Annotated in this window: 10 protein-coding genes; 3 read left to right on the top strand and 7 right to left on the bottom strand. The window is 71.6% G+C overall.

The window, feature by feature from the left end:
* Nucleotides 1-146: 146 nt before the first annotated feature.
* The 5 genes from dxs to dut all read right to left on the bottom strand — a co-directional run bounded on the left by dxs (nucleotide 147) and on the right by dut (nucleotide 7,347).
* The gene (gene dxs, locus ACIP6W_RS10225) at nucleotides 147-2,081 is read right to left on the bottom strand and encodes a 1-deoxy-D-xylulose-5-phosphate synthase (protein ID WP_400429301.1); all 1,935 of its coding nucleotides are present in this window, start codon (nucleotides 2,079-2,081) and stop codon (nucleotides 147-149) included.
* Nucleotides 2,082-2,268: 187 nt separating this feature from the next.
* A complete protein-coding gene (locus ACIP6W_RS10230) occupies nucleotides 2,269-5,106 on the bottom strand; it encodes an aconitate hydratase (protein WP_066654071.1) in 2,838 nt (945 codons plus the stop codon).
* A 128-nt stretch (nucleotides 5,107-5,234) separates the two neighbouring features.
* A complete protein-coding gene (locus ACIP6W_RS10235) occupies nucleotides 5,235-5,951 on the bottom strand; it encodes a DUF3159 domain-containing protein (RefSeq protein WP_066658133.1) in 717 nt (238 codons plus the stop codon).
* A 182-nt stretch (nucleotides 5,952-6,133) separates the two neighbouring features.
* Nucleotides 6,134-6,856 carry a DUF3710 domain-containing protein gene (locus ACIP6W_RS10240; protein WP_235426579.1) on the bottom strand — a complete coding sequence of 241 codons (723 nt, stop codon included), beginning with the start codon at nucleotides 6,854-6,856 and terminating at the stop codon, nucleotides 6,134-6,136.
* Nucleotides 6,853-7,347 (bottom strand): dUTP diphosphatase, encoded by a 495-nt coding sequence (gene dut / locus ACIP6W_RS10245; protein ID WP_400429303.1) that lies wholly within the window; start codon nucleotides 7,345-7,347, stop codon nucleotides 6,853-6,855. The genes ACIP6W_RS10240 and dut overlap by 4 nt, the downstream gene beginning before the upstream one ends.
* Nucleotides 7,348-7,424: 77 nt before the next feature.
* Here dut and ACIP6W_RS10250 point away from each other — a divergent pair, with 77 nt between their 5' ends.
* Nucleotides 7,425-7,856, top strand: a complete 432-nt coding sequence (locus ACIP6W_RS10250; RefSeq protein ID WP_066654067.1) for a DUF3093 domain-containing protein — start codon at nucleotides 7,425-7,427, stop codon at nucleotides 7,854-7,856.
* A 274-nt stretch (nucleotides 7,857-8,130) separates the two neighbouring features.
* Here ACIP6W_RS10250 and ACIP6W_RS10255 read toward each other — a convergent pair whose 3' ends face one another.
* Complete coding sequence (locus tag ACIP6W_RS10255; protein ID WP_066658128.1) at nucleotides 8,131-8,430, bottom strand: DUF4193 domain-containing protein; 300 nt, start codon at nucleotides 8,428-8,430, stop codon at nucleotides 8,131-8,133.
* Between the two features lie 318 nt (nucleotides 8,431-8,748).
* Between ACIP6W_RS10255 and sepH the strand changes: the two genes are divergently transcribed.
* A complete protein-coding gene (gene sepH / locus ACIP6W_RS10260; RefSeq protein WP_066654065.1) occupies nucleotides 8,749-9,753 on the top strand; it encodes a septation protein SepH in 1,005 nt (334 codons plus the stop codon).
* Nucleotides 9,754-9,847: 94 nt separating this feature from the next.
* Here the strand turns inward: sepH and ACIP6W_RS10265 are convergent, their stop codons facing one another.
* Nucleotides 9,848-11,014: an alkaline phosphatase family protein gene (locus ACIP6W_RS10265; protein ID WP_066654063.1), complete on the bottom strand. Its 1,167-nt coding sequence runs from the start codon at nucleotides 11,012-11,014 to the stop codon at nucleotides 9,848-9,850.
* Between the two features lie 25 nt (nucleotides 11,015-11,039).
* On the opposite strand from ACIP6W_RS10265, the gene ACIP6W_RS10270 reads away from it, so the two are divergent.
* Entirely contained in the window at nucleotides 11,040-13,526 is a 2,487-nt protein-coding gene (locus tag ACIP6W_RS10270; RefSeq protein ID WP_066654062.1) for a DNA topoisomerase (ATP-hydrolyzing) subunit A, read from the top strand.
* Nucleotides 13,527-13,642 lie beyond the last annotated feature (116 nt).

Raw genomic sequence — 13,642 nt, forward strand, 5'->3', positions numbered from 1 at the left:
TCCGCACAACCGGAAGCACCTCGCGCCACGGGAACCCGTGGCGCGAGGTGCTTCCGGTCGTGCTGCGGCACGCCGAACCACGCGCCGGCAGGACGAACGGTGCCGCGACTCGCGCCGGTGCCGCGCCGACCGACGCCGCACCAACCTCAGTGGTCGGCCGACTCCCGAGTCCGCGCCGGCTTCGCCTGGGGCAGCTTCGTGCCGACCACCTGGTCGATGACGTCCCGCGCGATCGCCTGCGCCGTGAGCCCCACGTCCGACAGGATCTGCGACCGCGAGGCGTGGTCGATGAACTCGTCCGGCAGCCCGAGCTCGTTCACCCCGGTGTCGACCCCGGCGGCACGCAGGTCCTGCCGCAGCCGGGTCCCGACTCCACCGACGCGGACGCCGTCCTCGATCGTGATGACGAGCCGGTGGTCGCGCGAGAGGTCGATGAGCGAGGTCGGGATCGGCACGACCCACCGGGGGTCGACGACCGTGACGCCGATGCCCTGCGATTCGAGCAGCCCGGCGGCTTCGAGGGCGACCGGCACCATCGAGCCGACGGCGACGAACAGGACGTCGGGTTCCTGCCCCTCGGACGGGTCCCGCAGGACGTCCACGCCGTCGTGCAGCCGACGGATCGCCGGGACGTCCGGTCCGACGGATCCCTTCGACCAGCGCAGCACCGTCGGGGCGTCGTCCACGGCGACGGCCTCGCGGAACTCCTCGCGCAGCGTCGCGGCATCGCGCGGTGCGGCGATGCGGATCCCGGGGACGACCTGCAGCAGCGCGAGGTCCCACATCCCGTGGTGCGACGGCCCGTCCGGCCCGGTGATGCCCGCGCGGTCGAGGACGAACGTCACGCCGGCACGATGGAGCGCCACGTCCATGAGCACCTGGTCGAACGCCCGGTTGAGGAAGGTCGCGTAGAGCGCCACGACGGGGTGCAGCCCGCCGTAGGCGAGCCCCGCCGCGGTCGTCACGGCGTGCTGCTCCGCGATGCCGACGTCGATCACCCGGTCGGGGTGTTGCTCCTGGAAGCGGTGGAGCCCGGTCGGTCGCAGCATGGCCGCGGTGATCGCGACGATCCGCTCGTCGGCCGCACCGACCGACGCCAGCTCCGAGGCGAACACCGACGTCCACGAGGGCCCGGACGACACGTCGAGCGACTCCCCCGTCTCGGGGTCGATGTGCCCGACGGCGTGGAACTGGTCCGCCTGGTCGCGGAGCGCCGGCTCGAAGCCGTGGCCCTTCTCCGTGATCGCGTGCACGATGGTCGGCGCGCCGTAGGCCTTCGCCTGCCGGAGCGCCGCCTCGACGCCCCGCTGGTCGTGACCGTTGACCGGCCCGATGTACTTGATGTCGAGGTTCGAGTAGAGCGCCTCGTTGTTGGTGAACCGCGCCAGGAACCCGTGGAGTCCGCCACGGACCCCCCGGTAGAACGCACGACCCGGCGCACCGAACCGCGAGGCGACGGCCTGCGACTTCTCGAACAGCGCCCGGTACTCACGGCGGGTGCGCACCGAGCTGAGGAAGCGCGCCATGCCCCCGATCGTCGGCGCGTAGGACCGACCGTTGTCGTTGACCACGATCACCAGGCGGCGGTCGTTGCTGTCCGAGATGTTGTTGAGCGCCTCCCACGTCATCCCGCCGGTGAGGGCGCCGTCGCCGACGACCGCCACGACGGTGCGGTCGTCCTGCCCGGTCTGCCGGAAGGCGCGGGAGATCCCGTCGGCCCAGGACAGCGACGAGGACGCGTGCGAGGACTCGACGATGTCGTGCTCCGACTCGCTCCGCTGCGGGTAGCCGGCCAGCCCGCCGCGCTCGCGCAGCTTCGAGAAGTCCTGCCGCCCGGTGACGAGCTTGTGCACGTAGGACTGGTGCCCCGTGTCGAAGACGAACGGGTCGTGCGGCGAGTCGAACACGCGGTGCATCGCGAGCGTCAGCTCGACGACCCCGAGGTTCGGTCCGAGGTGCCCGCCGGTCTTCGCGACCTCGGCGACGAGGAACCGTCGGATCTCGGCGGCGAGCTCCGTCATCTGTGCGTCGGACAGACGCCTGAGGTCGCGCGGCGACGTGATGCTGCTCAGCAGGCTCACGGGCGCTCCTTTCGTGTGGCAGGTCCCCACACTATCCGCGCGACCGGGACACGGACGGGAGGCGCGTGGCGGCCCCGCCACGCGCCTCCCGTCCGTCCGGTCGCACTCCGCAGAACGCAACGAAGGCGGTGCCGCACAGCGCTGTGACGCTGCGCGGAACCGCCTCGGTTGCGTTTCGTGGAAGGGATCAGACGAGCGAACGGAGCACGTACTGCAGGATGCCGCCGTTGCGGTAGTAGTCCGCCTCACCGGGGGTGTCGATGCGGACGACCGCGTCGAACTCGACCGTCTGCTTGCCGGCCGGCGAGTGCTCGCTCGGCTCCGCGGTGACGTGCACGGTCTTCGGCGTGCGGCCCTCGTTCAGCTCGGTGAGCCCCGAGATCGAGACGACCTCGGTGCCGTCGAGACCGAGCGACTCGACCGTCTCACCCGCCGGGAACTGCAGCGGGACGACACCCATGCCGATGAGGTTCGAGCGGTGGATGCGCTCGAAGCTCTCGGTGATGACCGCCTTGACGCCGAGCAGGTTCGTGCCCTTCGCCGCCCAGTCGCGCGACGAACCGGAACCGTACTCCTTGCCACCGAAGATGACGAGCGGGATGCCCTGCTCCTGGTAGTGCTGCGAGGCGTCGTAGATGAACGACTGCTCGCCGTCGGGCGTCGTGAAGTCGCGGGTGTAGCCGCCCTCGACGCCGTCCAGCAGCTGGTTCCGCAGGCGGATGTTCGCGAACGTGCCGCGGATCATCACCTCGTGGTTGCCGCGACGCGAGCCGTAGGAGTTGAAGTCCTTGCGGTCGACGCCGTGCTCGTCGAGGTACCGACCGGCCGGGCTGTCGGCCTTGATCGAACCGGCGGGCGAGATGTGGTCGGTCGTGACCGAGTCACCGAGCTTCGCGAGCACGCGGGCACCGGAGATGTCGGAGACCGCGTCGGGCTGCATCGTCATGCCCTCGAAGTACGGGGGCTTCCGGACGTAGGTCGACTCGGTGTCCCACTCGAACGTGTCGCCCGTCGGGGTCGGCAGGTTCTTCCAGCGGTCGTCGCCCTCGAACACGGAGCCGTACTCGTGGGTGAACATCTCGGTGTCGATCGACGTGTCGATCACGTCCTGCACCTCGGCCGCGTCGGGCCAGATGTCCTGCAGGTAGACGTCGTTGCCGTCCTGGTCGGTGCCGAGGGCGTCCTTGTCGAAGTCGAAGTGCATCGACCCGGCCAGGGCGTACGCGATGACCAGCGGCGGCGAGGCCAGGTAGTTCATCTTCACGTCGGGGTTGATCCGGCCCTCGAAGTTGCGGTTGCCCGAGAGCACCGCGGTGACGGCGAGGTCGTTGTCCTGCACGGCCTGCGAGATCTCCTCGGGCAGCGGTCCCGAGTTGCCGATGCAGGTGGTGCAGCCGTAGCCGACCGTGTAGAAGCCGAGGTCCTCGAGGTAGCTGGTGAGCCCGGCCTTCTCGTAGTAGTCGGTGACGACCTTCGAGCCCGGCGCGAGGGTGGTCTTCACCCACGGCTTGGCCTTGAGGCCCTTCTTCGCGGCGTTCCGCGCGAGGATGCCGGCGGCCATCATCACCGACGGGTTCGACGTGTTCGTGCAGGAGGTGATCGCGGCGATCGCGACGGCACCGTGGTCGATCGTGAACGTGTCGCCGTCGGCCACGGAGACCGACGTCGGCTTCGACACCGTGCCGGGCGCGCTCGAGGCGTGCACGGGGACCTCGGACGCGGGGGCGTCCTGCAGGTCGTCGACGGCGTGCTCGTCACCGGGCGCGGCGGCGACCGGGTCGGACGCCGGGAAGGTGTCCGCCACGGCCTTGTCCTCGTGCGTGTGGTCGATGCTCGCGTAGTTGGCGAGGTCGACCTCGAACTGGTCCTTGGCCTTCGACAGCTCGATGCGGTCCTGCGGGCGCTTCGGGCCGGAGATCGACGGGACGACCGTCGAGAGGTCGAGCTCCATGTACTCGGAGTACGCGGGCTCCACCGACGGGTCGTGCCACAGGCCCTGGGCCTTGGAGTACGCCTCGACCAGGGCGATCTGGTCCTCGGACCGGCCGGTCAGGCGCAGGTAGTCGAGCGTGACGGAGTCGACGGGGAAGATCGCGGCGGTGGAACCGAACTCCGGCGACATGTTGCCGATGGTCGCGCGGTTCGCGAGCGGGACCTCGGAGACGCCCTCGCCGTAGAACTCGACGAACTTGCCCACGACGCCGTGCTTGCGGAGCTCCTGGGTGATGGTCAGCACCACGTCCGTCGCGGTGACGCCGGCGGGGATCGAACCGGACAGCTTGAAGCCGACGACCTTCGGGATGAGCATCGACACGGGCTGGCCGAGCATCGCGGCCTCGGCCTCGATGCCGCCGACGCCCCACCCGAGCACGCCGAGGCCGTTCACCATGGTGGTGTGCGAGTCGGTGCCGACGAGGGTGTCCGGGTACGCGTAGAGCTCGCCGTCGAACTCGCGGGTGTACGTGACCTTCGCCAGGTACTCGATGTTGACCTGGTGCACGATGCCGGTGCCCGGCGGGACGACCTTGAAGTCCTCGAACGCGGTCTGGCCCCAGCGGAGGAACTGGTAGCGCTCCCCGTTGCGCTCGTACTCGAGGTCGGTGTTGCGCTGGAGGGCGTCCTCGCGGCCGAACAGGTCGGCGACGACGGAGTGGTCGATGACCATCTCGGCCGGCGAGAGCGGGTTGATCTTGTTCGGGTCGCCGCCGATCTGCGCCATCGCCTCGCGCATGGTGGCGAGGTCGACGATGCACGGGACGCCCGTGAAGTCCTGCATGACCACGCGGGCCGGCGAGAACTGGATCTCGGTGTCCGGCTCGGCCTCGGGCTTCCAGGAGCCGAGCGCGCGGATCTGCTCCTCGGTGACGTTCGCGCCGTCCTCGGTGCGGAGCAGGTTCTCGAGCAGCACCTTCAGGCTGTACGGGAGCTTCTCGTGCCCCGGCACCGTGTCGATCCGGTGGAACGCGTAGTCGACACCCCCAACCGAGAGCGTGTCCTTCGAGCCGAAGCTGTTGACTGCAGCCACTGTGCCGCCTCCCTACTGATCGGTGTGCCCTCATCATCGCGGGCGTCGGAACGTCCCACCAGCAAGGCAAACCTAATCCCGACGGTGCTGGCGCGCCCCCGGGAAACTGTCTCGATGTCGAGACAACTCTACACCGCGGCCGTGTCCTCCCGACGCACGAACACCGTGCGGACGAGCAACCACGTGACCCACAGCACGGCCGCGTAGAGCGGGACGCCGAGCACGAGCTTCACCGCGGCGAGGAGCTCGACCTGCGCGGTCAGGTACAGCGGTACCTCGACGGCCAGCCGGAGCGCGAAGAGCCCGACCCAGATCCACGTCGCCACCGTGAGCACCCGGCGCTTGGTGGGGTCGGCACGCCAGTCGACGTGGGAGCCGTCCTCGTCCGGCGGGAGCAGGAAGCCGACCACGACGCCGATCAGCGGCCACCGGATCGCCAGGGTGACGAGCAGCCCGACGAGCCACACCGAGTTGATGACGATGCCGGGGATGAAGTTCGTCTCGGCCCGGCCGGTGACCAGCGCCAGGACCGCCGAGACGACCACGCCGGCGATGCCCGCGAAGGACATCACGAGCGACTGCCGCTGCGCCAGACGGACCACCACGAACACGAGCCCGACGAGCACCGGGATGACGACGCTCGGCACGAGCTCCTTCGTGATCGCGTAGACGACGAGGAACGCGAAACCGGGCAGCACCGACTCGGCGAGCCCGCGCACGCCGCCGACCGCACCGAGCAGCGCACGGCCGGAGGGCGCCTCGCCCGGCGCGACCCGGGCGATGCCGGCGTTCTGCACCGCCGCGCGGAACTGCGCCGAGAACGACGGCACGGCGTCCTCGTCCACGGAGTCGTCACCAGCCGTCCGGGCCGGGGCCGTCCGTCCAGCCGGGACGGCCGGCCCCGGCCCGGTCGGACCGTCGACCGGAGCCGCGCCCTGGTCGCTCGCGTCCGCGGGACGGGGGGTCTCGTCGTGGTCCGGCACCGTGCCTCCAGGCCGTGTCGTGGGTCGTTCGTCGCGGACGGTCGTCAGACGGCGGTCTGCGTCGACTTGGGCATGTGCAGCGGGATGAGGTCGCGCGGCGGCATCGGCGTCGTGCCACGCACGACGACCACGCTGCGGAAGAGCTCCTCGATCTCTGCGGCGTCGTCCGGCTGTTCCGCGGCCTTGCCGGCGATCACGCCGCGCAGGAACCAGCGGGGGCCGTCGACACCGACGAAGCGTGCGGCGCGTGCACCGTCGGTCGCGCCGGAGCCGTCGACGACGACCGGCACGAGAGCGCGGAGCTCGGGACCGAAGGGGCCGTCGACCTCGTCCACGCGGCCGCCCTGCCGCTCGATCTGGTCGGCGATCTGCGCGCGGATCTCGTGCCACAGCCCGGTGGACCGGGGCGCGGCGAAGGGCTGGACCTGGAGCGTGGACTCGTCGTAGTCGAGCCCGACCGCGACGACGCGCTGCGAACCCTCCTCGACCTCGAGGCGCAGGTGCAGGCCCTCACGCGGGAGGACCTTCACGCCGCCCAGGTCGACGTACGGGCGGACCAGGTTCGCCTCGGTCTCGTCGTGCGGGCCGTTGTCGGCACGGTCGGCCGGAGCCGACTTGTCGGTCGGTGCGACCGCGTCCACCTCGTCGAGGTCGGCGTCGGCATCGGTCGCGATGTCGACCTCCGGCGTCGTCCCCGCGATCACGGCGTCGTCGGCGACGGCGTCCGCCACCTCGACCTCGTCACGCTTGCGTCGACCGAACTTCATGCGCCCGTTCCTTCCTGGAGGTCGTCGGCGGCACCGTACAGTGCGCCGCTGCGGTGGTCACCGTAGCCCGAGGAGCCGAAGCCGCCCTCGCCGCGGACACTGTCCGGCAGCTCCTCGACGCGGGTGTAGGTGACCCGCGGCACCGGCATGACGATCACCTGCGCGATGCGGTCCCCCACGTGCACCTCGTACGGCTCGGACGCATCGGTGTTGAGCAGGGCGACCTTGACCTCGCCCCGGTAGCCGGAGTCGACGGTGCCGGGGGCGTTCACGATCGTGATGCCGTGCTTCGCCGCGAGGCCGCTCCGGGGCACCACGAAGGCGACGTGGCCGTCCGGCAGTGCGATCCGGAGCCCGGTGCCGACGAGACGGCGCTCCCCGGGCTGCAGCACGAAGGCCTCGGTCGAGACGAGGTCGGCTCCGGCATCACCGGGGTGGGCGTGGACGGGGGCGTTCTCCCCGGTCCAGAGCACGTCGACTGGTTCGGTCACGAGACGAGGGTAGTGCACGAGCGTGGTCGTTCCGTGACCGTTCCGTGACCTGCCCCGACTCGTGGTGGGATGGAGGGGTGACCGTGTACCGCGAACGACTCTGGGCCCCGCCCGCCCTCTACCTGGCGACGGCGCTCGTCATCCCCGCGAGCCTGCTCGTGTTCCTGCCGATCAGCGTCCTGGCCGGCGTCCTCGTGGCGATCGGCATGTACCTCGGCGTGGTCGTGCTGCTCTGGGCGCTCGCCCCGACGATCGAGGTCACCGACACCGAGTTCCGCGCCGGCCGTGCACACCTGCCGCGGACGCTCGTCGGCGAGGCCACCGCGCACACCGGCGCCGAGGCCACGACCCAGCGCGGTCCGGCGCTCGACGCCCGCGCGTGGACGCTCTTCCGCGGGTACGTGCGCGGGGTCGTGCGCGTCGAGGTGACGGACCCGGCGGACCCGACGCCCTACTGGCTGGTCAGCGCACGCAACCCGCAGGCCGTGGTGGACGCCCTGCGTTCCTGACGCCCCGGGCGCGCGGGCCGGGAGGCTCGCGCCGCCCCCGCCCCGCCCGTTCCTTCCCGCAATGTGTGCAGGAGGAAGCGGTTCCGGGCACACCTGGTCGTTCCGGAAGACCAGGTACGCCCGATCCCCCCAGGTACGCCCGCCCCCGCCAGGCACGCCCGCCCACGCCAGGCACGCCCGCCCCCGCCAGGCACGCCCGCTCCCGCCCCGCGCCGCAACGCGGAACGGCCCGCCACCCACGAAGGGTGACGGGCCGTCCCGGTGGAGCTGCGACTCAGAGCGCCGCGCACTCCGCGCACACGGGGCCGAGCTTCGACTCGTGGTCGAGCTGCGAACGGTGCTTCACGAGGAAGCACTCGACGCAGGTGAACTCGTCCACCTGCGGCGGCAGCACGACGACGTCGAGGTCGACGTCGCTGAGGTCCTGTCCAGCGAGCTCGAAGCTGCCGGGGTTGTCCGAATCATCGTCGACGACCCCCGACATCTTGTCGGGAACGCGCTCCTTGAGGGCCTCGATCGACTCCGAGTCAGAGGATTCGTCGGTCTTCCTGGGGGCGTCGTAATCGGTGGCCATGCCCATCCGTTTCTCGTGTCGAGAGGTCGTCGCCGGTGATCGGCGGCGACAGTTTGCACCACGACCCGCGAGAGCGCAAACCGAACGCCGTGCGGGATCGTCAGGCCGTGCAACCCACCGTGGTGGTCGGACATTCCCGGCGGCCGGGAGCGGACGAGGACGGTGCGCGGGGCCGGCAGCGGACGAGGACCGTCCCCGGGCGTGCGGGAGTCCGCGGCACGCCCGTGCGCCTCCGCGGCAACGGGGATGCACCGCTGCATACTCCTGGGGTACGAGCACGACCGTACGCAACGCTCGGGAGGCGCAACCATGCAAGACGTGAGAGTCATCGGAGTCGAGTCCGGGGCACTCCTGCTCGCGACCGACGGCGGCACCGAGTACCGGTTGCCGGTCACCGCGTCGCTGACGAGCCAGGTCCGCCAGGCCAACCCCGACGCCGGCCCCCAGAAGCGCGTGTCGCCGAAGGACGTGCAGGCCCGCATCCGTGGTGGCGCCGACGCGGCCGACGTCGCAGCGGCGCTCGACGTCGACGTCGAGTACGTCCGGCGGTTCGAGGGTCCGGTGCTCGCCGAGCGCTCCTTCGTCCTCGACGCCGCACGACGTGTCCCGGTCACCCCGACCGACGCCGAGGCGCCCGACACCTTCGGCGAGGCCATCGAGGCCAAGCTCGAGGCCGGCGACGCGACCGGCGTCGCGTGGGCGTCGTGGAAGAACGCCGAGCAGGGGTGGCAGGTCCGGGTCCGCTACACCGCGTCCGAGGTCGAGCACGACGCGCAGTGGTCCTTCGACCCCAAGACGTCGACGCTCACGCCCGACAACGGCGACGCCCACCGTCTCTCCGACACCGACGACGAGGGCATCGCTCCGCGCCTGCGTGCGGTGGAGAACGACCACCACGACGCCGACGGCACGCGCTTCGACTCCGGTGCCTTCCGCGTCGAGCAGGCCGAGGACGCGCCGGCCCCCGAGGCCCAGGAGCGTCCGCTCCGTGCGCCGCTCCCCCGCATCGGGGCCGCGCCCGTCGAGGAACGCTCGCCCGGCAACGAGACCGCCGACCTGCTCGAGGCACTCCGCCGTCGGCGCGGTGAGCGCGAGGCGGCATCCTTCACCGAACAGCAGGACGAGCCCCGCGGGACCTCCATCAGCGTCGTGGACGTCCCCCTCCAGGGCTGGGACTCGCCGGCCTCCGCCCCCGAGCGTGACGACCGTCCGGCATCGGCTCCCGAGACCGACGGCCGCTCCGAGCGCAAGAAGCGCAACCGCCGGTCGATGCCGAGCTGGGACGAGATCGTCTTCGGCACCCGCCCGGAGGACCCCGCCTGATCCAGCCTCCTCGGTCCGGTCCGTCCGGCCTGGAGGCCCGGTGCAGCCCCGCCACGCTCGTCGCGTCGCGGGGCTGCTCGCGTTCCCGCCCGGGTCAGCCCGCGAAGGCGCCCGCCAGCCGCAGGGGCACGAAGACCTCGTCGTCCGTCATGGCACCGTGCTGCCCGATCATCCGCTTCGGCTCCTTGCGCGGGTCGAGGTCGCGGTCGTCGTTGAAGGCCCACGACCCCCTCGCGACCACGACGACGTCCCCGATGCGCGGGAGCACGCGGTCGTCCACGGCACCGAACCACCCGGCGGCCACGGCCTCGTCGCGGCTGGCGACGTACGCCTTCTTGCCGTAGCGGGTGCGCCAGGCCTCGACCAGCGCCGGGACGTCGGTACCGGGGCGCACGGCCAGCTGTCGGCAGCGGGGGTCCCCGGCGATCCCCACGACGTCCACGAGGAGCGCGGGGTCCATCGCGATGTTCGCCTCGGCCGGCACGTCGAGCACGCCGTGGTCGGCCGTCACGAGGATGCCCACGTCGGCGGCGCCGCGGGTCGCGAGCCGGGCGAGCTCGCCGTCGAGTGACTCGAGCGCCGCGGTCCAGCGGTCGGACTCCCACCCGTGCTTGTGCCCGATCGAGTCGAGCTCCGGCACGTAGAGGTAGACGAGCGATCGGCCGGACGCCGTCGCCGCCAGTGCGGCGTCGACCCGCTGCGCGATGCTGTCGGCTGCGGTGTACCGGGCACCGCCGAGCACGTTCGCGGTCATCCCCGAGGACTCGTAGCGGGCCGGACCGACCACCACGGGCTCGATGCCGAGCGCGCTGGCCTCGGTGAAGACGGTGTCGGCGAGCAGCCAGCCCGTCGGCACCTCGGAGTCCCAGCCGGACAGCAGGTTGACCACCCGCTCGCCCTCGGGCTCCCACCCGCTGTAGCCGACCACGCCGTGCGTGCCGGGCGAGCGGCCGGTCGTCAGGGTGCTGAGCGCCGCGGCGGTCGTCGTCGGGAACCCGCTGCGCAGGCGCTTGAGGGTGCCGCCGCCGGTGGCGGCGGTGAGCCAGCGGGCGTGCCCGGCGCGGGCCGACAGGGCGGACGACCCGAGGCCGTCGACCAGCACGACGACGACCGAGCGGGCAGGACGGAGGGTGATCCGTGCCTCCCGGCCGGTGGTGCGCAACCACGTGTTGTCGGCGGCGCCGAGCGCGACGAGGCAACTCGGCAGCACGTCGGCGAGGTTCGCGGTGGTGTCTGGGGCGCTCGGTACGCTGGGGGGCACCCCACGATCCTCCCAGAAAGGTCCCATGGCACGCACGGAAGCAGTCGGTCTGCCCGACGGTGAGCGCATCGAGGACGTCGACGTCTCCGAGGAGATGCAGGGTTCGTTCCTCGAGTACGCGTACTCCGTCATCTACTCGCGAGCCCTGCCGGACGCGCGCGACGGCCTCAAGCCGGTGCAGCGACGCATCCTCTACCAGATGGCGGAGATGGGGCTCCGACCGGACCGTGGGCACGTGAAGAGCGCCCGCGTCACCGGCGAGGTGATGGGCAAGCTGCACCCGCACGGCGACGGCGCGATCTACGACGCCCTCGTGCGCCTGGCGCAGCCGTTCACGATGCGTGTGCCGCTGGTCGACGGGCACGGCAACTTCGGGTCGCTCGACGACGGCCCCGCGGCCGCCCGGTACACCGAAGCCCGTCTGGCCGAGCCGTCGATGGCGATGACCGAGGGCCTGGGCGAGGACGTCGTCGACTTCGTCCCGAACTACGACAACCAGATCATGCAGCCGGGCGTGCTGCCGGCGGCGTTCCCGAACCTGCTCGTCAACGGCGCCTCGGGCATCGCGGTCGGCATGGCGACGAACATGGCGCCGCACAACCTGGGCGAGGTGGTCGAGGCCGCGAAGCACCTGCTCCTGAACCCGACGGCGACCCTCGAGGAACTGATGGAGTTCGTGCCGGGCCCGGACCTGCCGTCCGGTGGCACGATCGTCGGGCTCTCCGGGGTGCGCGACGCCTACGCGACGGGCCGCGGCTCGTTCCGCACCCGGGCGAAGGTGTCCGTCGAGAACCTCACGCCGCGCAAGGTCGGCCTCGTCGTCACGGAGCTGCCGTACCTGGTCGGCCCCGAACGCGTGATCGAGAAGATCAAGGACGGCGTCCAGGCGAAGAAGCTCGTCGGCATCTCCGACGTCAACGACCTGACGGACCGGAACCACGGGCTGCGGCTGGTCATCGGCATCAAGTCCGGCTTCAACCCGACGGCCGTGCTCGAGCAGCTCTACAAGCACACCCCGCTCGAGGACGGCTTCGGCATCAACAACGTCGCGCTCGTGCAGGGGTCACCGCGCACGCTCGGCCTGCGCGAACTGCTCGACGTCTACGTGCAGCACCGGCTCGACGTGGTCACCCGGCGCTCCCGGTACCGGCTCGCCCGTCGGAAGGAACGGCTGCACCTCGTCGAGGGTCTGCTCATCGCGATCCTCGACATCGACGAGGTCATCGAGGTCATCCGCTCGTCCGACGACTCCGAGGCCGCACGGACGAAGCTGCAGGACGTCTTCGACCTGTCCGAGGTGCAGGCCGAGTACATCCTCGAGCTGCGTCTGCGGCGCCTGACGAAGTTCTCGCGCCTCGAGCTCGAGGGCGAGCGCGACCAGCTCCTCGCCGACATCGCCGCGCTCGAGGAACTGCTGGCGTCCGACGCCCGGCTCCGTGCCCAGGTGGCGGTCGAGCTGACCGAGGTCTCCGACCGGTTCGCCACGCCGCGCCGCACCCTGCTCACCGAGGCCGATGCCCCGGTGCGCGGTGGCCGCAAGGCCGCGGTCGACCCCGAGTCGCTGCAGATCGCCGACGCTCCGTGCCGTGTGCTGCTCTCGACCACCGGTCGACTCGTGCGGGTGGACATCCCCTCCTCGGACCTCGGGATCGTGCGGGTGCCGAAGCGGTCGAAGCACGACGCGGTCCGCTCGACCGTCGTCTCCACCGTCCGTGGGCAGGTCGGTGCGCTGACCTCGACCGGCCGCGTGCTGCGGTTCTCCCCCGTCGACGTCCCCGCGGTGCCGCCGGCGTCCGTCCGGCTCGACGCCGGCGTGCGGGTGTCCGACTACCTCGGGATCGCTCGCACCGAGTCCGTCGTCGCACTCGTCGACCTGTCCGCAGAGGCGGGCGACTCGCTCGCCATCGGCACCGCGCAGGGCGTCGTGAAACGCGTCGCGACCGGCGCCTGGCCGGACAAGGACGAGTTCGTCGCCATCGGGCTGAAGCCGAAGGACACCGTCGTCGGGGCCGCGCAGGCGCCGGAGTCGGACGACCTCGTGTTCATCACGTCGAACGCGCAGCTGCTGCGGTTCCCGGCCTCGGGCGTCCGACCACAGGGGCTGCCCGCGGGCGGCGTCGCCGGGGTCTCCCTGGCTTCCGGTGCGTCGGTGATCTGGTTCGGGTCCGTCGCGCTGTCCGAGGACGCAGTGGTCGCCACCGTGTCGACGGCGTCGGGGGCGCTGCCCGGCACGGACCCCGGACGGGCGAAGGTCTCGGCGTTCTCGGAGTTCCCCGCGAAGGGCCGTGCGACGCAGGGTGTGCGGGCGCACGCGTTCCTCAAGGGCGAGGACGGTCTGACCGTGGCGTGGGCCGGCATCGCGCCGCCGCACGCCGTGGGGTCGGACGGAGCCGCGCGGACCCTGCCCGACTGGCTGTCGAAGCGCGACGGGTCGGGAGCGCCGCTCGAGGCCGTGATCGGCTCGATCGGCGGCAGCGCAGCAGCCCTGGACGGTACCGCGGGCGAGGCGTAGGCGGGGTCCCGCCCGCCGCTGCGCGCGAGTGTGCGGCCGCCGTGTTCCCGCCCTGGTCGCACGACTTGCCGTCCCGTGCCGCTGGTGACGGCGTGTCGTGCGACCGGAACGTCAGC

Source organism: Curtobacterium sp. NPDC088465 (assembly GCF_044753165.1).
Taxonomy (GTDB): Bacteria; Actinomycetota; Actinomycetes; order Actinomycetales; family Microbacteriaceae; genus Curtobacterium.

Bases quoted from the DNA above. Each gene is read 5' to 3' on its own strand.
- ACIP6W_RS10240 (WP_235426579.1), bottom strand. From the start codon at position 6,856: ATGAAGTTCGGTCGACGCAAGCGTGACGAGGTCGAGGTGGCGGACGCC.
- ACIP6W_RS10255 (WP_066658128.1), bottom strand. From the start codon at position 8,430: ATGGCCACCGATTACGACGCCCCCAGGAAGACCGACGAATCCTCTGAC.
- ACIP6W_RS10270 (WP_066654062.1), top strand. From the start codon at position 11,040: ATGGCACGCACGGAAGCAGTCGGTCTGCCCGACGGTGAGCGCATCGAG.